At 70.1% G+C, this 19,480-nt stretch carries 18 protein-coding genes; 12 read left to right on the plus strand and 6 right to left on the minus strand.

What is annotated here, in order from left to right; all coding sequences use genetic code 11:
* Positions 1-285 precede the first annotated feature (285 nt).
* Positions 286-2,169 carry an ATP-binding protein gene (locus NR798_RS32630; RefSeq protein ID WP_375766431.1) on the plus strand — a complete coding sequence of 628 codons (1,884 nt, stop codon included), beginning with the start codon at positions 286-288 and terminating at the stop codon, positions 2,167-2,169.
* A gap of 12 nt (positions 2,170-2,181) precedes the next feature.
* Here NR798_RS32630 and NR798_RS32635 read toward each other — a convergent pair whose 3' ends face one another.
* Together NR798_RS32635 and NR798_RS32640 are read right to left on the minus strand one after the other, a co-directional pair.
* Positions 2,182-2,946, minus strand: coding sequence for a hypothetical protein (locus NR798_RS32635; RefSeq protein WP_375766432.1), 765 nt, complete (start codon positions 2,944-2,946; stop codon positions 2,182-2,184).
* Between the two features lie 169 nt (positions 2,947-3,115).
* A complete protein-coding gene (locus NR798_RS32640) occupies positions 3,116-3,502 on the minus strand; it encodes a HesB/IscA family protein (RefSeq protein WP_375766433.1) in 387 nt (128 codons plus the stop codon).
* A gap of 193 nt (positions 3,503-3,695) precedes the next feature.
* Here NR798_RS32640 and moeB point away from each other — a divergent pair, with 193 nt between their 5' ends.
* Positions 3,696-4,856, plus strand: coding sequence for a molybdopterin-synthase adenylyltransferase MoeB (gene moeB / locus NR798_RS32645; RefSeq protein ID WP_375766434.1), 1,161 nt, complete (start codon positions 3,696-3,698; stop codon positions 4,854-4,856).
* 11 nt (positions 4,857-4,867) lie between these two features.
* On the plus strand, positions 4,868-5,200 hold the full coding sequence (locus NR798_RS32650) for a rhodanese-like domain-containing protein (protein ID WP_375766435.1): 333 nt from the start codon (positions 4,868-4,870) through the stop codon (positions 5,198-5,200).
* 6 nt (positions 5,201-5,206) lie between these two features.
* On the opposite strand, the gene NR798_RS32655 is transcribed toward NR798_RS32650, so the two are convergent.
* The gene (locus NR798_RS32655) at positions 5,207-7,570 is read right to left on the minus strand and encodes a protein kinase (protein WP_375766436.1); all 2,364 of its coding nucleotides are present in this window, start codon (positions 7,568-7,570) and stop codon (positions 5,207-5,209) included.
* Positions 7,571-7,687: 117 nt separating this feature from the next.
* Here NR798_RS32655 and NR798_RS32660 point away from each other — a divergent pair, with 117 nt between their 5' ends.
* On the plus strand, positions 7,688-8,377 hold the full coding sequence (locus NR798_RS32660; protein ID WP_375766437.1) for a hypothetical protein: 690 nt from the start codon (positions 7,688-7,690) through the stop codon (positions 8,375-8,377).
* 33 nt (positions 8,378-8,410) lie between these two features.
* On the opposite strand, the gene NR798_RS32665 is transcribed toward NR798_RS32660, so the two are convergent.
* The 3 genes from NR798_RS32665 to NR798_RS32675 all read right to left on the minus strand — a co-directional run bounded on the left by NR798_RS32665 (position 8,411) and on the right by NR798_RS32675 (position 10,349).
* Complete coding sequence (locus NR798_RS32665) at positions 8,411-9,214, minus strand: hypothetical protein (protein ID WP_375766438.1); 804 nt, start codon at positions 9,212-9,214, stop codon at positions 8,411-8,413.
* 53 nt (positions 9,215-9,267) lie between these two features.
* On the minus strand, positions 9,268-10,011 hold the full coding sequence (locus NR798_RS32670; protein ID WP_375766439.1) for a hypothetical protein: 744 nt from the start codon (positions 10,009-10,011) through the stop codon (positions 9,268-9,270).
* Between the two features lie 128 nt (positions 10,012-10,139).
* Positions 10,140-10,349: a hypothetical protein gene (locus NR798_RS32675; RefSeq protein ID WP_375766440.1), complete on the minus strand. Its 210-nt coding sequence runs from the start codon at positions 10,347-10,349 to the stop codon at positions 10,140-10,142.
* Between the two features lie 528 nt (positions 10,350-10,877).
* Here NR798_RS32675 and NR798_RS32680 point away from each other — a divergent pair.
* From NR798_RS32680 to NR798_RS32715, 8 genes are all read left to right on the plus strand, one after another.
* Entirely contained in the window at positions 10,878-12,101 is a 1,224-nt protein-coding gene (locus NR798_RS32680) for a hypothetical protein (RefSeq protein WP_375766441.1), read from the plus strand.
* Between the two features lie 15 nt (positions 12,102-12,116).
* Positions 12,117-12,830 carry a VTC domain-containing protein gene (locus NR798_RS32685; protein WP_375766442.1) on the plus strand — a complete coding sequence of 238 codons (714 nt, stop codon included), beginning with the start codon at positions 12,117-12,119 and terminating at the stop codon, positions 12,828-12,830.
* Between the two features lie 6 nt (positions 12,831-12,836).
* Positions 12,837-14,543 carry a dTMP kinase gene (gene tmk, locus NR798_RS32690; RefSeq protein ID WP_375766443.1) on the plus strand — a complete coding sequence of 569 codons (1,707 nt, stop codon included), beginning with the start codon at positions 12,837-12,839 and terminating at the stop codon, positions 14,541-14,543.
* Positions 14,544-14,559: 16 nt separating this feature from the next.
* The gene (locus NR798_RS32695) at positions 14,560-15,267 is read left to right on the plus strand and encodes a DUF4956 domain-containing protein (RefSeq protein WP_375766444.1); all 708 of its coding nucleotides are present in this window, start codon (positions 14,560-14,562) and stop codon (positions 15,265-15,267) included.
* Complete coding sequence (locus NR798_RS32700; protein ID WP_375766445.1) at positions 15,264-16,031, plus strand: hypothetical protein; 768 nt, start codon at positions 15,264-15,266, stop codon at positions 16,029-16,031. The genes NR798_RS32695 and NR798_RS32700 overlap by 4 nt, the downstream gene beginning before the upstream one ends.
* 134 nt (positions 16,032-16,165) lie before the next feature.
* Positions 16,166-16,984 carry a hypothetical protein gene (locus NR798_RS32705; protein ID WP_375766446.1) on the plus strand — a complete coding sequence of 273 codons (819 nt, stop codon included), beginning with the start codon at positions 16,166-16,168 and terminating at the stop codon, positions 16,982-16,984.
* Positions 16,981-17,898: a DUF3396 domain-containing protein gene (locus tag NR798_RS32710; protein ID WP_375766447.1), complete on the plus strand. Its 918-nt coding sequence runs from the start codon at positions 16,981-16,983 to the stop codon at positions 17,896-17,898. The genes NR798_RS32705 and NR798_RS32710 overlap by 4 nt, the downstream gene beginning before the upstream one ends.
* 127 nt (positions 17,899-18,025) lie before the next feature.
* Complete coding sequence (locus tag NR798_RS32715) at positions 18,026-19,444, plus strand: metallophosphoesterase (RefSeq protein WP_375766448.1); 1,419 nt, start codon at positions 18,026-18,028, stop codon at positions 19,442-19,444.
* Positions 19,445-19,480 lie beyond the last annotated feature (36 nt).

Here is a 19,480-nt window from a genome sequence, read left to right on the forward strand (position 1 = left end):
CCCGTGCCTCTCCCAAAGCACGGGGCCCGCGGGCCCGCCGACGACCGTTACGCTCCGCTCCACGCGGAGGGGCCGACACTCCCGAGCGCCGATGGTCCGCCGAACATGGGGGCCCGTGGTGCGCCTGTCGACCGACGGTGCCTCCGGTATAGCCGCCGGGTCTGACATGCCCGCGGCCCCCTCGGGTGGAACCCCCAGTGCGTGTGTCACCGCGAGCTGTTCAGAACCGGGCCTGGCTCCACGACTCCGGTGCAGTTGCCTTCCGGCTCTGCTAGGCAGCGTGACGTGAAGGCAGGGCGAGTGTCACAGGTGGCGCGGCACGGCAGGCTGTGGGGCAACTCCCCGCTGGCGGTTCAGGGTTTCGCCGTCCTGGTGACGCTCGCGGCCCTGGTGGTGCAGCTCGTGCTGTACCCCTATGTCCGGGCCACGCCGTTCATCCTCTTCTTCGGCGCGGTGATGCTCTCGGCGTGGAACGGGGGGTGGGGACCTGGCCTCCTGGCCACCGGCCTGTCCGCCCTGCTGGCCGACTACTTCCTCCTGTCCCCGCGGCACGCGTTCGCCCTCGGCGCCCGGGACGTCCTGGCCGTCGTCCTCTTCGTCACCATCGCCACCCTCATCACCTGGCTCAACGTGCGCGAGCGGGCCGCCCAGGCCGAGGCCGAGGCCCAGCGCGCACGGCTCCACGTCATCCTCATGAAGGCTCCGGCCATCATCGCCATCCACCGGGGGCCCGAGCACGTCTACGAGTTCAGCAACCCCGTCAACGCGCAGCTGCTCGGCGGCCGGGAGCTGCTGGGCAAGACCGTGAGGCAGGCGCAGCCCGAGCTGGACGGCCAGGGATTCTACGAGCTGCTGGACCGGGTGTACCAGACGGGCGAGCCCTACTCCGGCAAGGAGACCCCCGCCAGAGTGGGAGACCCGCACCAGCCGCGCACCGGCTACTTCAACTTCGTCTACCAGCCCATGCCCGGGCCGGACGGCAAGCCGGACGGGGTGATGGTCTTCGGCTTCGAGGTGACCGAGCAGGTGCTGGCACGGCGGAGCCTCGAGAGCACCGAGCGGCGCCTCGCCGCCATCACCCACAACGCCACGCTGGGACTGCTCATGATCGACGCCCACCAGCACTGCGTCTTCATGAACCCCGCGGCCGAGCGCATCACCGGCTTCACCCTGGAAGAGCTGCGGGGCAAACCGCTGCATGACTTCATCCACCACACGCGGCCCGATGGAAGGCCCTACCCCGTGGCGGAGTGCCCCATCGACCGGGCGCGGCCCACCCGGGCCCAGGAACAGGGCGAGGACGTGTTCGTCCGCAGGGACGGCAGCTTCTACCCGGCCGCCTTCACCGCGAGCCCCATCCTCGAGGACGGCAAGGCGACGGGCACCGTCATCGAGCTGCGGGACACCACGGAGGACCAGCGCAAGCAGGCCGAGCGCGAGCGCCTCCTGGAGCAACTGCAGGAGGCGGTGCGCCTGCGGGACGAGTTCCTCTCGGTGGCCAGCCACGAGCTGAAGACGCCGCTGACCCCGCTGAGTCTCCGGCTGCAGGGGCTCGAGCGGAGCATCCAGGCCGAGCCGGGCTCGCCCCTGGCGGTGCGCCTGGGCAAGGAGGTGGAGGTGATGCGCCGGCAGGTGAAGCGCCTGTCGGACCTGGTGACGGATCTGCTGGATGTGTCGCGGCTGAGCACCGGACGCATGGCGTTGCAGCTCGAGGACGTGGACCTGGCGGAGGTGGCACGTGAGGTGGTGGCGCGCTTCCTCCCCGAGGCGCAGCGCGCCCGGTGCGAGCTCGTGCTCCACGCGGACAGGCCCGTCGCCGGCCAGTGGGACCGGCTCCGGCTGGAGCAGGCCCTGACGAACCTGTTGTCCAACGCCCTCAAGTATGGGGCGGGCAAGCCCGTGCACATCCAGGTCGAGCCAGTGGAGGGCCGGGCCCGGCTCGTGGTCCGGGATGAGGGCATCGGCATCCAGCCCGAGGCCATGGGGCGCATCTTCAACCGCTTCGAGCGCGCCGTGTCGGAGCGGCACTACGGCGGGCTCGGCCTGGGCCTGTACGTGACGCGGCAGATCATCTCCGCGATGAGCGGGACGGTGTCCGCCGAGAGCACGCCCGCCCAGGGCGCCACCTTCACCGTGGAGCTGCCCCTCCAGCCGCCCGCGTCGCCGTGAAGCGGGCCGGGCTCACTTCGCGCCCTGCCGCAGCTCCAGCCAATAGCCCTGCTTGTGGACGGCGCTCTCCATCTTCTGGAGGGCCTTCAGCGCCTCGGTCCGGCTGCCGAAGTCGTCCACCAGGAAGCGCGAGCCGTTGTCGTCCTGCCGCCAGAGCTGCCAGCGCTCGGTGCCGGAGAGCTGCCGGCCCTCGAAGTACTCGTAGCGCTCCCCCACCGTGCCCACGTACCGCTGGGCCTCGTCGGAGCCGGGCGGAGGCAGCGCGGCCTGTCCCCAGTCCCTGTCGTACTCGTAGCGGGACCTGTCGAGCGGGTACGGAACGAGCGTCCCGGAGAAGCGGTTCTTCGCCAGCCAGTCGTCCGCGAGCTGCTTGCGCGAGAAGGCCGCCGTCGGCTGCGCGGCGCCCTCGCCCGTGAAGAGCCACACGGCCCCTCGGGCATGGCCGCGCCGCAGCGGGAGTGCCTCGGGAAGCGCGCGCGTCTCGAAGGGGGCCTCCAGTCCGAGCGCACGCAGCGCCGCGATCGCCCGCTGCGGCTCGGGTGGATCGGCGACGACCGCGACGTACTTCTGGGATTCGGCCCACACCACGCCCAGGCGCAGCCCATCCTCCGTCTCGAAGGCCCAGCAGAACTCGCGCCCCCCATGGGTCCGGGTGGAGTCCTCCTCGATGTTGCCCGGCTCCCCCAAGGGGTGCAGCACGTCCCGCGTGGCCGGGAACTGCACCACCCACTCGCGCAGCTCGTAGGGCAGGACGACGGGGAAGGTCAGCCGGCGCATGGGAACCCCCATGGAAAAAAAGGGCGAGGGGCGCTCGGTGGAGCGGCTTCCCTCACCCCGGATTCACCGCCACGGGTTGGAACACCGGAACGGGCACCCTCACCCCGACCCTCTCCCGGGGGGAGAGGGAGATGGGGCGGGGAGTGGCGCGTGGTGCGCTGGGTTCAGCTCAGGTCGAGAACGACGTGCCGCAGCCGCAGGAGGACTTCGCGTTCGGGTTGTTGAACTTGAAGCCCGCGCCCGTCACGCTCGACACGAAGTCGATCTCCGTGCCCGCGAGGTACTTGTTGCTCAGCGCGTCCGTCGCGATCTTCACCCCGTCCTGCTCCCAGGTGAGATCGCCCGCCTTCAGCTCGCGCACCAGGTTCAGGTCGTAGCCCAGGCCGCTGCAGCCGGCCGGCACCACGCGGATGGAGAAGAAGTAGTCCTGGAAGCCCTGGTCCTGGATGACCTTCTTCACCTGGGCCACGGCGGCCTCGGTGAGCCGCACCGGGCTCGACGGCTCGCCCTGGGGGGCAACGGTGGGATTGGCGGAAGGGGTGGTGGTCGTGTCCATGTAGGTCGGTCTCCTTACAGGCGCCTTATAACGCCGGGCGCCGGAATTGCCATCTGCTCCAGGGGTACGGCCTTCACCCACTGGCGGAATCTGTCCCCTCCTGGGTGCCCGTGCCAGCTCGGGCGCCGGGCGCCAGGCAAGCAGTCAAGCGCCCGCCCCAGGAGGCACTCGCCCGGGTTATACGTGTGCTCCCATGTCCGCCACCTTCCGCGAGCTGCTGTCCGCCACCAAGAAGGAGATCCGCGAGGTCTCCATCGAGGACGTCAAGCGCCTGCTGGACGCGCGCACCCCGGTGAAGCTCATCGACGTGCGCGAGGGCGACGAGTACGCGGGCGGGCGGCTGCCGGGCGCGGTGCACATCCCCCGCGGCTACCTCGAGCTGCGCATCGAGGACAAGGCCGCCCGGGACGAGGAGCTCGTCCTCTACTGCGCCGGCGGCACCCGCTCGGCCCTGGCGGCCCGCACCCTCCAGCACATGGGCTACACCCGCGTGGCCTCGCTGGCCGGGGGCTTCAACCGCTGGAGCGACGCCCACTACCCGGTGGAGAAGCCGGTGGTGCTCACCCCCGCCCAGAAGGAGCGCTACCGCCGCCACCTCATCCTCCCGGAGGTCGGCGAGGAGGGGCAGGCGAAGCTGCTGGCGTCCAAGGTGCTGCTGCTGGGCGCGGGCGGGCTGGGCTCGCCGGCCGCGCTCTACCTCGCCGCCGCGGGCGTGGGCACGCTGGGCATCGTCGACGCGGACGTGGTGGACCTGAGCAACCTCCAGCGCCAGGTGCTTCACACCCAGGAGCGCGCCGGCCAGCCCAAGGTGCAGAGCGCCCGCGCCGCCCTCGAGGCCCTCAACCCCGACGTGAAGGTGGTCCCCTTCCAGGAGCGCCTCACCTCGGAGAACGTCCTGCGGATTCTCGAGGGTTTCGATCTGGTGCTCGACGGCGGGGACAACTTCCCCACCCGCTACCTGCTCAACGACGCCTGCCTCATCCAGGGCAAGCCCAACCTCCACGGCTCCATCTTCCGCTTCGAGGGCCAGGTCACCACCTTCGTCCCCGGCCAGGGCCCCTGCTACCGCTGCCTCTACCCCGCCCCACCGCCTCCCGAGCTCGCGCCCTCGTGCGCCGAGGCCGGCGTGCTCGGCGTGCTTCCCGGCATCATCGGCCTCTTCCAGGCCAACGAGGCCCTCAAGCTCCTGCTGGGCGTGGGCGAGCCGCTCGTGGGGCGCCTGCTCACCTTCGACGCGCTCGGCACCCGCTTCCAGGAGCTCAAGCTGCGCAAGGATCCGAAGTGCCCCGTGTGCGCGCCCGGGGCCCGGGTGGAGCTCATCGACTACGAGCAGTTCTGCGCCTCGTCCGCCTGAAGGAGCCCCGCGTGCCCATCCCGGAGATCGATCCCTCCACCCTCGCCCAGCAGCTATCCGGCCCGCCCGAGGCGAGGCCCGTGCTGCTCGACGTGCGCTTCCCCCAGGAGAACGCCTACGTGGCCTTCCCGGACTCGGTGCTCATCCCCCTGCCCGAGCTGGACGAGCGCCACGAGGAGCTGGAGGCCTTCCGGGGCAAGCGCGTCGTCGTCTACTGCCACCACGGCGTGCGAAGCCTGGACGGCGCCGCCTACCTGCGCGCGCGCGGCCTGGACGCGGTGTCCCTGCGCGGGGGGATCGATCTCTACTCCCGTGCGGTGGACCCGAGCCTGCCGCGCTACTGAGCCGCGCTAGCGGATGTAGGCGGACAGGTCCACCGTCTTGTCGGTGATGTCGCGGGCCTTCACGTCGACATCCACCTGCACCGGCTCCTTGAGCGACGTCCCCTGCAACATCAGGTGGTGCGTGCCCTCCACCAGCTCCAGCTTCAGCCCGGGCTGGTAGAGGCCGAGCTTCTGGCCGTCCCGGTAGATTTCGATGCCGGAGACGTTGCGCGGCACGAGCTTGGGCCGGAAGTAACCCATCTGGAAGGTGCGCTCGATGGACTTCGTCTCCTGGGGCTCGCCGAAGGGGACCTCGATCTCCTCGTAGATGCCCTGCTCCTTGTTCTCCAGGATGAGCGTGTCCTGCACGTGCGCGCCGCCCATGCGGCTGAGCGGCGTGAAGCCGAGCACCGTGATGGGCTCGGAGCTGCGGCAGCGCATGCCGTGGCGCACCGACACCTGCACGCGCTGGTTGGACTCGACGTTGAGGTAGATGCCCTGCCCGTCCATGGCGGAGCTGCCGAGCATCTCCAGGATGGGTCCGCGGAAGATGACGGCCAGGCCCACCAGCGACAGCGCCACGAACACCCCGAGCAGGTTCTTCAGCGGCGGCAGCGACCGGCCGCGCGCGGGGGTGGACCTGGCACCGGGCCTGGCGCCGGGAGTGCTGACGTCATCGTCCAGCTCCTCCGTCTCGTCCTGATAGGAGGAGGTGCGCCGGCGGGGAGACGAGGGCGCCTCGGGCAGCTCCGTGCGGCTGCTGGTGCGGCGCGGCTGCGGCTTGGGAGCCGGCTCGGACTGCTGCGAGGACGGGGCCATGCCCGTGCGGCGTCGCACGGGCTCCGGCGGCCGCACGGGCTCCGGAGGCGGCGGCAACATCGTGCGCTCGGGATCCTCCTCGTCCTCCAGGGGCATGGGCCGCGGGTTGACGGCCACGGCGCCCCGCGAGAGCCGGGGCTGCGGCACGTCCGCGTCCGGCGCCGGCTCACCCGGGCGGATCCCCGAGCGCCGCACGGCGGAGGACTCGGTGCCCCGCCTCGGAGAGGGGGTCTCGATGCTGGCCCGGGTAACATCCTGGCGGCTGGGCATGCGCGCCACGGAGGTGGAGCCCACGTTGGTGCGGCGCGGCGCCTCATTGCTGGTGCGGCGGCGGGGCACTTCGGTGGCCGGAGGCGCTTCCCACTCCTCCACCTCGGGCACGTCGCCCATGGGCTGGGTGCTCGACTCGGTGCGCTTGTTGACCACGCCCGCGCGCGTGCCCGTGCGCCGCTGCTGGGGCATCTCGCCCGGCGGCGCCTCCCAGTTCATGTCGGCGGCGTTCGTCTGGGTACCGGTGCGCGGATCCACCCGCGAGCTGCTCCGGGGCGGCGGCGGCGGCGGCTCCTCGGCCGGAAGCTCCGGCACCGCGGGCATCGCCGACATCGACTCGTCGCTGCGGGGCTCCGGGTTGCCGCTGCGCTTCTCCTCGTCCAGCCGGTCCGCGAAGAGCGTCTCCATCAGCTCGGAGATCTGCACCGAGCCGGCCACCCACCGCTGTCCGACGAGGAACTCCTCCAAGGCGAGCTGCAGCTGGCGCGCGTCCCGGTAGCGGTCATCCGCCGCCTTGGCCAGCGCGCGCATCACCACCTCGTCCAGCTCGGGCGGACAATCCGCCACCTGCGAGGGCGGGAGGATGTTGCACTCCATGGCGGCCTGGAGCGTGCCCAGCTCCGACTCCCGCTTGAGCGGGCGCGTGCCGGTGAGCAGCTCGTAGAGCACCAGTCCGATGGCGAAGATGTCCGCGCGGTGATCCAACGGCTTGCCCGCGGCCTGCTCCGGCGCCATGTAGGCGAACTTGCCCTTGATGGCGCCCGACTTCGTCGCCGTGGCCTGGTCCGCCGCCTTGGCGATGCCGAAGTCCACCAGCTTCACCGAGCCGTCGAAGCTGATGAGGATGTTCTGCGGCGAGATGTCGCGGTGCACCACCTTGAGCGGCTTGCCGTTGTCGTCCGAGCGCGTGTGGGCGTAGTAGAGGCCCTCGCACGCTGCGGCGACGATGCGGATGGCGAGGGGCCGGGCGATCCACCCGCCGGCGTTGTACGCCTTGCGCATCACCCGGCCGAGGTCCTCGCCATGGATGAACTCCATGGCGATGAAGTAGGTGCCGTTGGCCTCGCCGAACTCGTACACCTGGGCGATGTTCGGGTGGTTGAAGCGCGCGGCGATGCGCGCCTCGTTGCCGAACATGTCCACGAACTCCCGGTCCTCCGCCAGGTGCGGGAGGATGCGCTTCACCACGACGTTCTTGGCGAAACCCTCAATGCCCTTCTGGCGCGCCAGCCACACCTCGGCCATGCCGCCGGTGGCGAGCTTCTTGAGGAGCTGATATTTCCCGAAGAGTTGAGGGTTCATCCCGGGTTGCTCGCCGGGGGGAGCAAGCGCGAAGTGGAAGACATCAGAGCGGCTCATCTTAGGCGAGGGGCCGGGGCGAGGCAAAGACGGCCCGCAGGAATCCTCTGGTTCCCTCTGATGGCCGGGCTGTGGCTGGCCTCGGCTGCCGGGGCCGCCCCCCCTCCGCTGGACCGGGGCCCCACCGATCGCATCGAGGTGGAGAGCCACGACGACGTGCTGGCGCTCTCCTGGTCGGACACCGAGGAGCGGCTCCAAGGGAGCATCCGCCCCGCCGTCCCCCGCGAGGGAGAGCCCCTCCACCTCAACCTCCACGTGGGCAGCTTCGAGGGAGAGCCCTTCCAGGGCCCCGTCATCGTCACCCTGCGGGAGGAGGGCGCTACCCACGGGCAGACCGTCACCGTGAAGCGGGGCCCCCAGGACTGGCAGACCACCTTCACCCCCGAGCACGAGGGCCCCTACCTCCTCGATGTGAGCTTCCGGACCACCCGGCACAAGGCGCTCCATGCCGCCGTCCAGGTGAAGCCGTCCCGGCTGCCCCTGAAGCTCGGGTGGGCCGTGCTCGGCCTGGGGTGCCTGGTGGTGCTCGGGTACACGGTGCGGGGTCTCCTGAAGGGAGAGCGGGCGGAGGAGCGGGCCCTTCCCTCGTCCGAGGGTGGGGAGCCGGTGCTCCCCGTGGACACGTCCTCCGCCCCGGCCTCCGGCACTCCGGCCGCGGCCGAGTCCCCCACTCCGGGGGCCGATGCGCCACCCGGTGGCGAACCTCCGGAATCCGCTCCGAAGACGTCCGAGGGGGAGCCGCCCGCCTGATCAACCCCTGGCCGTGAGCAGGCGCGTCCGTTGCTACTGACGCCCCAACTCCCTGTCCCAGATGTACAACTGCCTGGTCACTGCGTACTTGTCGGCGCTGGAAACATCCTCGAACTTCTCCGGGGGAAGCGCGCGCAGGCGCTCGCGCAGGAAGTCCGGGTCGCTGAGCGCCTCGCGGTGTTTGAGATCGGTGTTCACGTCCACCAGGAAAGGAATCACCCGGAGCACGGCCTGCTCACACTCCTCACGGGTGGCGCGAGCCATGCGCTCCACCGTCAGGGCCAGGTGCTCTCGGACCGAGGCAGGGCCTCCGGGGCACCAGGCCTCCAGCGTCTTGCGGTAGATATCGTCCATGAGCTCGTCCAGCGTGTACTTCTGATCGAATGACCAGAACGCGTAGCGCGGGCCCTGGAGCACCTCCCAGAAGCGCAGCAGCGAGGCGAGCCGGTTCGCCATGCGCTCCGCGCTCCACAGCGGTGGCGGATACACGGTATATTCGAGGACGCCCCAAGGGGTGCCGAGGCAGAAGGACTCGAAGGCTTCCCTCATGCGCGGGAGTTCCTCCTCCGGGACGCCTTCATCTAAGTCCATGGAGACGGCGCCGAACATGTGCATCCGCCAGAGGGGGTCGCCCCTGTCGAAGTCGGCCGCAGCGTGCATCAACAGCACCTCGCCGGGCAGCACCTGGCGCATCCGCCGGGGCTGGGGGAAGGCACCCGTCTTGAGGTACTCCCGGGCCCACCAGCGGCCCTCGGCACTCGCCTTGCGCCGGATGGCGGCTTTGGTGCCGTAGAGCCACGCTGGAAACTCGAGCACAGAGGGCTGTTCCGTGTTCATGGCCGCGCGCCCTACCACAGCGGTCAGATGCGCCTCAAGCGCCAGGCACTCGCTCAGCGGCAGTCCGCGGGCAAGTAGACCTGGCCCTGGAAACCCTTGGGGTGTTCGCCTCCTTCATAGGCAGCCCGGAGCGCCTGCCCGGCCAATTCGCCGCGCTGCTCTACCTCTTCCCTGGGCAACTCCTCTTCCTTCTGCGCCACCCGCTCCTCCCAGGAGGCACCGGGCTTCTTGCGCCGGTAACTCCAGCGGTACAGCGTCACTCCGGGCTCTGGCGTGCGCCAGGACAACTTCCACAGCGCGCCCCCGTTCTCGAATTCGAGGAAGACCGTCCCCTCGAAGCCGGTGCCTCCCGTGAGCTTCTTGTCAGGCTCCGCCACCTCATTCAGGGCCGCCAGGTAGCGCCCCGCCTGTTTTCTCCCTTCCCTGCGCGACTCCTCATCGTCCGGCTTTATTTCGAACAGCACGAGGGCGACGGTATCGGTGATGTCCGGGCGCAAGCGCTTCACGAGCTCCGGAAGACGCTTGGGGTTTCCTAACTTCCCCTTCCCCACAATGCCGTAGAGGTCGACGGTGTCGAAGAAGACGACGTTGGTGGGATGCTGCACGCTGTACTCCCTGCCAATGACCTCATGTGCGGCCTTGCCAAGGAAAGCGCCCCAGGGCTCCCTGGAGTCCGGCTTGCGGCCCGGGAGCTTGGAGGAGGGCGGCTGCGCCTGGGCACCGAGGGCCGCCACGAGCACCAGGAGAAAACCCACCAGCCCCAAGGTGCTCCTCGTCCTGGCTCCATTGTTTTTCATGGCCAACATGCTCCTCCCCGGTGCGGTTGGGAGGAAGCCATGAAGGGCCGACATGCGGCTGGCTCCGCCGGCTCGCCGGATTGCTCCTGTTCAACACCCTCTCAGGCGGCACCCGCCAGCGACCCTCCTCAATCCCTCGCCTCGAACTGCTCCAGGGCCGCGCACAGGTCGTCCACGATCTCCCCGGCAATGACATCCGGAGCAAGCAGGTTCGCTGAGTCCTCCAATGACTCGTCCGCATGCCTCAGCAGCGGCTGCCCCTGCACGTACTCCATGACGAGGTAGAGGTAGCCGTCATCCGGGGAGGGCTGGCGCCCATGGCCCAGCACCCGCACCACGTTGGGATGGCTGTCCGGGCCTCTTGAGCGCCCTGGCCCGAAAACGGGATGCACCGCCGCTCAGGTGTAGACGTCTACACCTGGGGTCGCACCTTTCCCCACAAATAATCCTACATTAACATACACCAAGTATAGACGTCTACACCTGGACCGCCCGGAGAGCTGCGAATCCATTCGCCGGTATCGACGAGTCACGACTCGCTCGGCCAGCGAATCACTCGAAGCCGACAGCAAGAGGCCCCCGGGCTCGGAGCGTTCATCTCGTTCCCGGCATCGGAAAGCGAGACGCCCCGTCCTGATCGCGCGTCCTCGCCGGTGAAGACTGAAAACACGCCATCCACTGAGCAGTAACTTCGACAGGCGCTCCATCTCCCTGGGGTGGAAGTTTCCTTCCCTGTCACGGCCTCGTGACGCCCTTGTGCCGGTGGCTTTTGGACGCCGAGACGGGGCGGCTGTCGGCTCCCGGACAGCCTCCCCTTGGGCACCCTGGTTGCAGTCCCCTCGCACGGACCGGGCGAGGAGGAGTGCATGGGCGAGCAACGAGGGGTCGGGAAGGGAAGGCGGGGGCTTCTCGCCACGGTCCTCCTTTTGGGCACGCCGGTGTTGGCCGCGGAGCCGGCACCGGAGGCGGAGGCCTGGCAGCCCGAGGTGGACGTGGCGCAGCCCGAGGCGGACACCTCGCAGCCCGAGGTGGCCGCGGCGCAGCCGGAAGAGGTGGCCGCGCTGAACCCGGAGGTGGCCGCGCCCACGCCCGCGCAGGTGGAAGCACCGCCCCAGCCGGCGAAGCAGAAGGAGCCGAAGCCGAAGCAGGAGGAGCCCCTCTCGGAGGGAGGCGAGGGCACGTCGGCCAACGACGAGGAGACGAAGGGCCTGCGGGTCGTTCCCTTCGGGCGCGTCTTCGCCCGGGTGAGCGCGGATGAGCGCGAGCAGTACGCGCGCTCGCTGTCCATTGCCTCCGCGCGCGTGGGCCTGGCCGCGTCGCTGCCCCATGTGGAGGCGGAGGTGACGGCGGACCTGTCCTCCAAGTCGCTGCTCAAGGACGCCTTCGTGCGGGTGGCCGATGGGAAGAAGCGGCTGCGCCTCTACGGCGGCCAGTTCAAGGCGCCCTTCCTCGCGCGCGAGCTCGAGTCCGCGTGGCGGCTGCCCGTCATTCGCCGCGGGCTGGTGGCGGACTACCTCGAGGACACGCACAACCTGGGCGGCCGGCGGCTGGGACTGATGGGCGAGGTGAGCCTCAAGGACGCCTGGAAGCTGAAGGTGTCCGGCGGCGTCTTCCAGGGCACCAAGGACGAGGACACCGGCATCCGCGCCAGCGAGGACGCCGCGTTGCGGGCGAGCGTGCGTCCCTTCAAGGTCCTCACCCTGGGGGCAAGCAGCTACTTCGCGCAGGCCTTCGAGGGCGCGCGCACCTACGCGCTGGCCGCGGACGCGGTGCTGCGGCTGGGCGGGCTGGAGGTGACGGGCGAGTACGTCAACGGGCACCTGCCCACCGGGCCCTTCGCCGCGCAGCTGGGGCTGGCCAGCTACTCGGTGCCGCTGCCCCTGGAGGGCTGGGCGGTGCAGCCGGTGGCGGGCGCCGAGGCGATGCAGCTGCTCGGCCCGCTCAAGGCCCGCGGCTACGCGCTCGTGGGGGGCTTCAACGTCCTCTACTCCGAGCACTTCAAGGCCCAGCTGCAGGCCGAGCATGCGCTGCGTCCCGGCGACGAGGCCTCGGGCTTCGAATACTCGCTGCAGCTCGCCACCCGCTTCTAGGAACGGAGATCGACCATGCTCCAGTTCGCGGAAGGAGAAGTCACCAAGCTGCGCCGGGAGTTCAAGCTGGTGCTGGGACGGGACGAGGCGGTGGCGCTGTGCGCGCGGCTGTCCGCGTCGCTGGGCGGCTACCTGTCGCCGCCCACCAGCATCACCTCCGTCTACTTCGACAAGCCGGGCTACCCGCTCGCGCAGCGCTCGCTGGGCACGCCGAACGACTGTCTCAAGGTGCGCACCAAGGAGTACTCGCCGGACATGGGCGCCGGGGGCGTGCAGCGCGTGGTGCTGGAGGTGAAGCGCGAGCGCAACGGCCTCACCCAGAAGCGCCGGGTCTGGGTACCGCGCGCACAGCTGGGGAACGTGCTGCGCGGCGGCGTGCGGCTGCTGCCGCTCATCGCCGGGGGCAGCCTGATGCCGGTGCTGGCGGTGACGTACCGGCGGCACGTGTACCAGTGCTCGCAGGCGTGGCGGGTGACGGTGGACCGGGACATCGGCTTCCACCGGATTACGCCGGAGCTGGCGCTCTCCGAGACGACGCTGAGCGCGGAGCGGCTGGGCGAGCCGCTGGCGCTGGATGAGCGGGTGGTGGTGGAGGTGAAGCACCTGGGGGAGGAGCTGCCCGAGTGGCTGGCGGCGCTCAACCCCGGGAGGAAGCCGGCGTACAGCAAGTTCGCCGAGGGGATGGCGAGGGTCCACGACTTCGTCGCGGACGGGATTCTGGGGGGCTGAGCAACCGTGTTCATCGACTTCGAAGGCATCGACGGCAGCGGCAAGACGACCCTGTCCAACCTCCTGGCGGAACGCCTGAGGCGGCTGGGCTACCGGGTGGCGCACGCGCGCGAGGGAGGAGAGCTGCGCTCGCCCATCGCCCGGCGCATCCGCGAGCTCACCCGCGACTCGAAGCTGCTGGAGATGTCTCCGCGCACCGAGTTCTTCCTCAACCTCGCCCGGGACGCGCAGCAGCTCGAGGAGGTCATCGCCCCCGCGCTGGCTCGGGGCGAGGTGTGCATCAGCGACCGCTACCTGTACTCGCAGCTGGCGCTGAGCGGCGGCGGACGCGGGCTGCCCGGGGCGGCGCTCGAGCCGGCGTGCGAGCTGGCCTCGCAAGGGCTCTGGCCGGACCTCGTCATCCTGGTGGACGTGGAGCCGGACCTGGCGCGGCTGCGCAAGCGGCTGGGCAAGAGCAAGGGCGAGCGGGTACCGGACTCGGACAGCCGCAAGGGGCTGGCCGGCGCGGGCCTGGCGGTGCGGATGCGGGAGTCCTTCCTCGCCCTGGCGCGCAAGGACCCGGCGCGCTGGCTCATCATCGAGAACAATGATCAGCCGCTGCATGTGCTGGAGCAGCGCCTGGTGGAGGCGGTGGTGGCGCGGCTGGAGGGCCGGGAGCTGCCGGCGCAGCGGATGACGCCGCCGAGCCCCACGCCGGTGCAGGTGCCGTCGACGATGGACGAGGTGGAGGAGCACTTCTTCCGCGTGCTGGACGGGCTGGAGCTGCGCGAGCCCCAGCTGGCGGTGTGGCTGCTGGGCGGCATTCCCGGCTTCCCCGCGCACCAGCGGCGGCTGGGCTTCGTGGAGCGCTTCCCGGGACTGACGGTGCGCAGCCTCACCGGCCTGGACGACGAGCCGGCCCGGGCCCTGCGCGAGCTGCTGGTGGAGGTGGTGCCCCAGGACGTGGCCCTGAGCCTCGGCGCCAACCCGTCCCCGCAGGCCATGGCCCTGCGCGAGCGCCTGTACGCGCACGCCCCGGGGGACGTGCTGGCCGGCCTCAGGCGCAACGACTCGCCCGAGGCGTGGGCCCTGCGCGAGCACGCGCTGCGCGAGGGGCGCCTGAGCGAGGTCCTCTGCGGGCTGGGCGGAGTGGACGACGAGCCGGCCTGGGCGGCCCGGGAGCTGGGCGTGCGGCGGGGGCTGTACGCGGACGTGGCGCGCAGCCTCACCGGCCTGGACTCGGCCCGGGCGGATGCCCTGCGCGAGAGCCTGCTCGGCCATGACAGGCTGGCGGTGCTGCGCAGCGTCCACGGCATGGACACGCCCTTCGCCCGGCAGCTGCGCGTGGCGCTGGAGGACAAGGCGCTCAAGCTGGTGCTGCGCTCGCTCTCCGGGCTCTCCAGCGACGAGGCCTACGCCCTGCGCGAGCGCGGCGCTCCGCTGACGAAGGAGGCCCTGGACTCGCTGGACGGGCTGGATGATTCGCGTGCCTGGCGGCTGCGCGAGGCCTTCGTGTCGCGCTGGCCGGCCACGGTGGTGTCCTCCATGGAGGGGCTGCCGCTGACGGAGCGGGCCGAGGCGCTCGTGCTGCGCGCGCTGGAGCTGACCTCCAGCCGCCTGCCGGTGCTGCGCAACGCCTACCGCCTCGTGGCCGCCTCGCACCTGGCCGCGCTCCCCTCGGAGCGCACCTCGCAACGGCTGGCCGGGGACGACGCCCCGCAGCCGGCGCTCTGAATCGAAAGGATGGGCCATGGACGGGCTGTTCTCGGGACTCTTCAAGGAAGTGACATCCGAGGTCTCCGCGCCCGGAGCGGGGGTGATGTTGCCCCGGCTGATGGCGGCGGTGCTCATCGGCACGGTGCTCGCGCTGCGGCCCTGGCGCCTGCTGACGCACAAGGCGCTGCCCAAGGCGGAGATGATGCAGGCCCAGGTGCTGCTGTGCACCGCGGCGGCCGTCATCACCGCCGTCATCGGCGACAGCACGGCCAAGGCCTTCGGGCTGGTGGGCCTGGGCAGCTTCGTGCGCTTCCGCTCGGGCCTGAAGGATCCGCGCGACGCGGCCATCCTCTTCCTGATGATCGGCCTGGGCATGGCGTGCGGACACGGCAGCCTGGGGCTGGCCGGCGTGGGCACGGCCTTCGTCGCCGCGCTGCTGCTGGTGCTGGACCTCTTCGAGAAGAAGGAGCCCTTGGCCCCGAAGCAGCGGATGCTGGTGTCGGCCCAGGCGGATGACCTGGCGGGCGCGGAGGCGTGGCTGAGGCAGCAGCTCGGCGAGCGCAACGTGCTGGTGCGCAGCTGCGCGCTGGACTTCGACGGACGGCGGCTGGAGCTCGAGGTGGAGGAGAAGGAGCCGGGGATGATCGCGTCGGCGCTGAGCCGCTCGGCGGGAGGCCCGCTCCGGGGATTGCGGTGGTCGGAGATGCCCTCAAACAAGGGAAGCTGGGAGGAGCGGGGATGAGGCGTTGGGGGTGGGCCGCGGTGGTGGCGGCGATGTGTTGGACAGGGTGCGGCGAGGGCGGGAGCCTGCCCACGGGAGACCAGGGGAAGTCGCCCACGACGAACCAGGATGGGACGGTGGACCTGCCGGACATTCCTCCGGGCACGGGGGGAGAGCAGAACCCGCCGGACCCGGGGCAACAGGCCCCGTTCACGAGCCTCTGGCCGCTCACGAAGGGCACCACGTGGACGTACCGCATCACGGATCCGGTGCGAGGCACCTTCGAGAAGCGGGTGGAGGTGCTGGGCGAGCAGACGGTGCCAGAGACGAGCATGCGGGCCATCGCGGTGCGCAGCTCGCAGCCGCACCTGGAGGAGCTGTCCTGGCAGGTGGACGTGAACGGGGTGGTAGTGCGCCTGCGCGAGGAGGACCGCAAGGGGGACACGCTGGCGCGGGTGACGACCTGGAATCCCGCGACGGTGAAGTCGCTGTCCACGGAGCGGCCCGTGGGGTGGCGCTACGACTCGGACATCCGTGAGCTGACGCGCCTGGGCGATGGCTCGACGGAGGACAAGGACAAGACATACATCTGGCGCGTGGAGGCGGTGAACGAGACCGTCGTCACGCCCGCGGGCACCTTCACCAATGTCATCCGCATCAAGCGCGAGCGCGGGGACAAGGAGAACCAGGAGCGCACGTACTGGCTGGCGCCCGGCATCGGCAAGGTGAAGGAGGACGGCGAGCGGCTGGAGGAGCTCGTCTCCTATGAGGTGAAGAAGCCCTGAGACACTGGGGCCATTCGTGGGCGGGGGAACATCCTCCGCCCACTTCGTCATCCGATGGATTGACGCACCCGCCAGCACTTCCGTGAACTGCAGGGGCAACGGTCTCCGGCCCACGCGGTTCCTCGAGGTGCGGCGTGTCCCTTCGTCTTCTCCGTCCGCGAGTGGCCTGGATGGCGCTCGTGCTCCAGTCCGCGTGCACCACGCCCGTGGGAGCGCAACGAGGCGACAGCTACAGCTACGACAACTCCGCCTCGGCCGCTTGCCGGCAGAACCCCGCCAATTGCCCGGCACTATTGGGGAAGGAGGCCGCCTTCGAGCCCATCCGGCAGGCGGGTACGGCCGTGGCCTCCGTCGCCGCTGTCATGGCGGTGTTGGACAACGAGGCAAGAGCCTCCATTGAGAAGGCCCTCACGGATTGCGCCAACATGGCCCGCTCGGAGGTGCTCCTGCGCTACCCGACGGCATTCAAGGGCCCTGCTCCTGATGCCAACGAGTGCAACCAGGGGACTGTGGACACCCAGGGCAGGAGCGTGACGTGGGCCATGCGGCTCGGGACGGAGATGCATGAGGTCGCCCGGCAATGCGCCGAAGAGGAACTCAACAAGCTGCGGCCCGGTGGCTTCAGCCTGGAGCAGCGCTACCGGTACGACGGCCGGACGAGGCGCAAGAAGCTGGTCAGTCCCGCCGAGGAACAGGCGCTGAAGGACTTCGGCAACCAGGGCGAGCTGAGAGGAACCGTGAGGCCGGATGTGGTCATCCACTCGGGAGACCCCCTCGATGTACAGGCCATCTACGACTTCAAGTTTCCCTGCGTGAACCCCGACCGGATTCCGCGTTGGGATACGTACCCCGAAGGGCATCCTTATCAAGGAAGGAGACAGGGACAAGTGTACGAGCAGTTGCTGGGAGTCAGTCCAGCGCGAATCATGCCCAGATGGGGAGTCATCCGATGAGCAAGCACTATCCGCGCATCCGCATCCGCGTCGAATGTGGTGCACTGATGATCCGCGAAGCGCTGAGCATCAACTTCTACATGCGCCAGTCCCATGCGGCGGTGGCACCAGCTGTCCTGCGCTCCCTGGAGACATACGTCCGAGCCTTGGGAGGAGGGCCCGAACTGCTCTGCGGCTACTGGCATGAGACGGGAGCGTGGCTGGAACTCGATGAGGCCCGATGGGAGCAAACCCGGCGCGCGCTCCTCAACAAACACAGCGCCCTCATCGAACTGTGGGATGCAGCAGGCGCCGAGAAACAGTATCGATTTGTCTACGAGGGCCGGCCGATCGACGCTCCTCTCCCCTGGGAGAACGAAGCGAACATGGTGTGCGCGGTGAGCTTCTGGCTGCCGACCGAGTTCCTGGAGGAACACGGCCCGGGGCGGGTGCGCGAGCTGGCCCTGGAGTTGGCCAGTCCCCTCCCCTTCTGCTCGGGCCATGCGGGCCTCGCCTTCAACTGCGAGATGGACGTGGTGGGAACTCCGCGAGAAGTACACAAGCTGTGCTTCCGCTACCCGGGCATGGACATTCCGGATCCGAGCCTTCACTCGTTCGACATCGGCACCCGGCTCCGAGGCCCTGCCTGGCTGACCTTCCTGGGCCAGCCCGTGCTGGGCGAGTTGGGCGGTACAGCGGGGCTGCGCTCCCAACTGAACTCTCCGGGCACCACCGTGCAGGAGATGGAGGGTGAGCGGGCCGTCATCACCCTGGGCCGATGGCCGGAAGCCGGTGACACGGAACAGGGCGACACACTGCCCGCCTACCGGGAGCTCGCACGCGTCCTGGAGCCCTGGCTCTACCAGGAGCAACCCCGCCAGGGTGTCCCTGTCGAAGAGACAGTTCGCCGCTGGGAGCGCCGCTTCCTCGACTGATACTCGCAATGCCTGACGACCCCTCGCCTCCTCGCCGAGGAGCAGGCGGGCGGGCCTCGAAAATTGGATGGATGTCACACGGTGGACGGTTGCACTCCCCGTCCGAATGGCTCGGACAGGAGGCAACATGCACCGACTGTATTCCCTGGCGTTCGGCGCGGTCGCCGCGGCGCTCACCTTCACCGCGAGCAGCGCCAGCGCCGCGAGCCTGACCCGCCAGCCCTATCTCCAGCGCGTCGGCCCGGACACCGCCACCATCGCCTTCCGGCTCGATGGCAACTGTGTCCCCTCCGTGCGCTACGGCACCCAAGGCTCCACCGACCAGTCCGCCCCGTCCGCGGACGCCGGCCGCAACCACGCCATCGTCCTCTCCGGCCTGCGGCCCGGCACCGAGTACACCTACCTCGTGGAGGCCTGTGGCGCGCGCACCAACCCCGTGCGCTTCTCCACCGCCCCCGTGCCCGGCACCCGCAGCGTCCACTTCTCCGCCGTGGGCGACTTCGGCATGAACAACGCCGACCAGCGGGCCGTGGCCAACGCCATGCTCGGCCGCAAGCCGCAGCTCTTCCTCATGCTCGGCGACAACGCCTACGAGTCCGGCACCGAGGCCGAGTTCCAGAACAACCTCTTCGTCCCCATGGCCCCGCTGCTCGCGCAGGTGCCCTCCGTCGCCGTCCCGGGCAACCACGAGTACGTCACCAACCGCGCCCAGCCCTACTTCGACAACCTCTACCTGCCCACCAGCGCCACCGGCGGCGAGCACTACTACTCCTTCGACTGGGGGCACGTGCACTTCGCGGCGCTCGACGCCAACTGCGCCATGGGCATGGCCGCGCAGGACCGCTGCTCGCTCACCGCGCAGCGCAAGTGGCTGGATCAGGACCTCGCCGCCAGCAACGCGCCCTGGAAGGTCGTCTTCCTCCACTACCCGCCCTGGAGCAGCGGAGAGCACGGCTCGCAGCCCCTCATCCGCCGCGAGTTCTCCCCCCTCTTCGAGAAGTACGGGGTGGACCTGGTGCTCACCGGGCACGACCACCACTACGAGCGCAGCTACCCCATGAAGGGCGATGCGGTGGGGCCCTCGGGCCAGCGCAACCCCACCTACCTCGTGGTGGGCGGCGGCGGCGCGTCCCTGCGCCCCTTCCAGACCAGCAAGCCCTCGTGGACCGTGGTGCGCAATGACCGGGACCACGGCTACCTGGATGTGAAGGTGGAGGAGGGCACCCTCTCCGCCCAGGTGCTGACGCCCTCGGGCCAGATGATCGACAGCTTCACCCTCACCAAGGACCTCCCGCCCGCCGCGGAGGAGGCACCGGTGCCGGCCGATCCCTCGTCGCCCCCGTACGCCGAGCAGCCGGGCCCCTTGCAGCCCTCCACCCCCACGCCCGGCCCCGTCACCGGCAACCCCGGGCTGCCCACCACCCCCGAGGACCCGGAAGACCTGGGCGCCAACGCCCCGGGCTGCTCGGCCGGGCCGGCGATGGCGCTGCTCCCCGCGGGCGTCCTGGTGCTCGCCGGGGCCCTGCGCCGCCGCCGCCGCCGCTAGCCGGCAGGACAAGGCACTTCCATCCTTGTCATTGAG

Source organism: Archangium gephyra (genome assembly GCF_042230915.1).
In the GTDB taxonomy this organism is placed as follows: Bacteria; Myxococcota; Myxococcia; order Myxococcales; family Myxococcaceae; genus Archangium; species Archangium gephyra_B.

What these genes read in the sequence shown, in the direction of transcription:
- NR798_RS32640 (WP_375766433.1), bottom strand. Translation starts at nt 3,502, where the DNA reads ATGGACACGACCACCACCCCTTCCGCCAATCCCACCGTTGCCCCCCAG.
- NR798_RS32635 (WP_375766432.1), bottom strand. Translation starts at nt 2,946, where the DNA reads ATGCGCCGGCTGACCTTCCCCGTCGTCCTGCCCTACGAGCTGCGCGAG.
- NR798_RS32685 (WP_375766442.1), top strand. Translation starts at nt 12,117, where the DNA reads ATGCTCCAGTTCGCGGAAGGAGAAGTCACCAAGCTGCGCCGGGAGTTC.
- NR798_RS32695 (WP_375766444.1), top strand. Translation starts at nt 14,560, where the DNA reads ATGGACGGGCTGTTCTCGGGACTCTTCAAGGAAGTGACATCCGAGGTC.
- NR798_RS32670 (WP_375766439.1), bottom strand. Translation starts at nt 10,011, where the DNA reads ATGAAAAACAATGGAGCCAGGACGAGGAGCACCTTGGGGCTGGTGGGT.
- NR798_RS32665 (WP_375766438.1), bottom strand. Translation starts at nt 9,214, where the DNA reads ATGAACACGGAACAGCCCTCTGTGCTCGAGTTTCCAGCGTGGCTCTAC.
- NR798_RS32655 (WP_375766436.1), bottom strand. Translation starts at nt 7,570, where the DNA reads ATGAACCCTCAACTCTTCGGGAAATATCAGCTCCTCAAGAAGCTCGCC.
- NR798_RS32710 (WP_375766447.1), top strand. Translation starts at nt 16,981, where the DNA reads ATGAGCAAGCACTATCCGCGCATCCGCATCCGCGTCGAATGTGGTGCA.
- NR798_RS32700 (WP_375766445.1), top strand. Translation starts at nt 15,264, where the DNA reads ATGAGGCGTTGGGGGTGGGCCGCGGTGGTGGCGGCGATGTGTTGGACA.
- NR798_RS32715 (WP_375766448.1), top strand. Translation starts at nt 18,026, where the DNA reads ATGCACCGACTGTATTCCCTGGCGTTCGGCGCGGTCGCCGCGGCGCTC.
- moeB (WP_375766434.1), top strand. Translation starts at nt 3,696, where the DNA reads ATGTCCGCCACCTTCCGCGAGCTGCTGTCCGCCACCAAGAAGGAGATC.
- NR798_RS32660 (WP_375766437.1), top strand. Translation starts at nt 7,688, where the DNA reads ATGGCCGGGCTGTGGCTGGCCTCGGCTGCCGGGGCCGCCCCCCCTCCG.
- NR798_RS32680 (WP_375766441.1), top strand. Translation starts at nt 10,878, where the DNA reads ATGGGCGAGCAACGAGGGGTCGGGAAGGGAAGGCGGGGGCTTCTCGCC.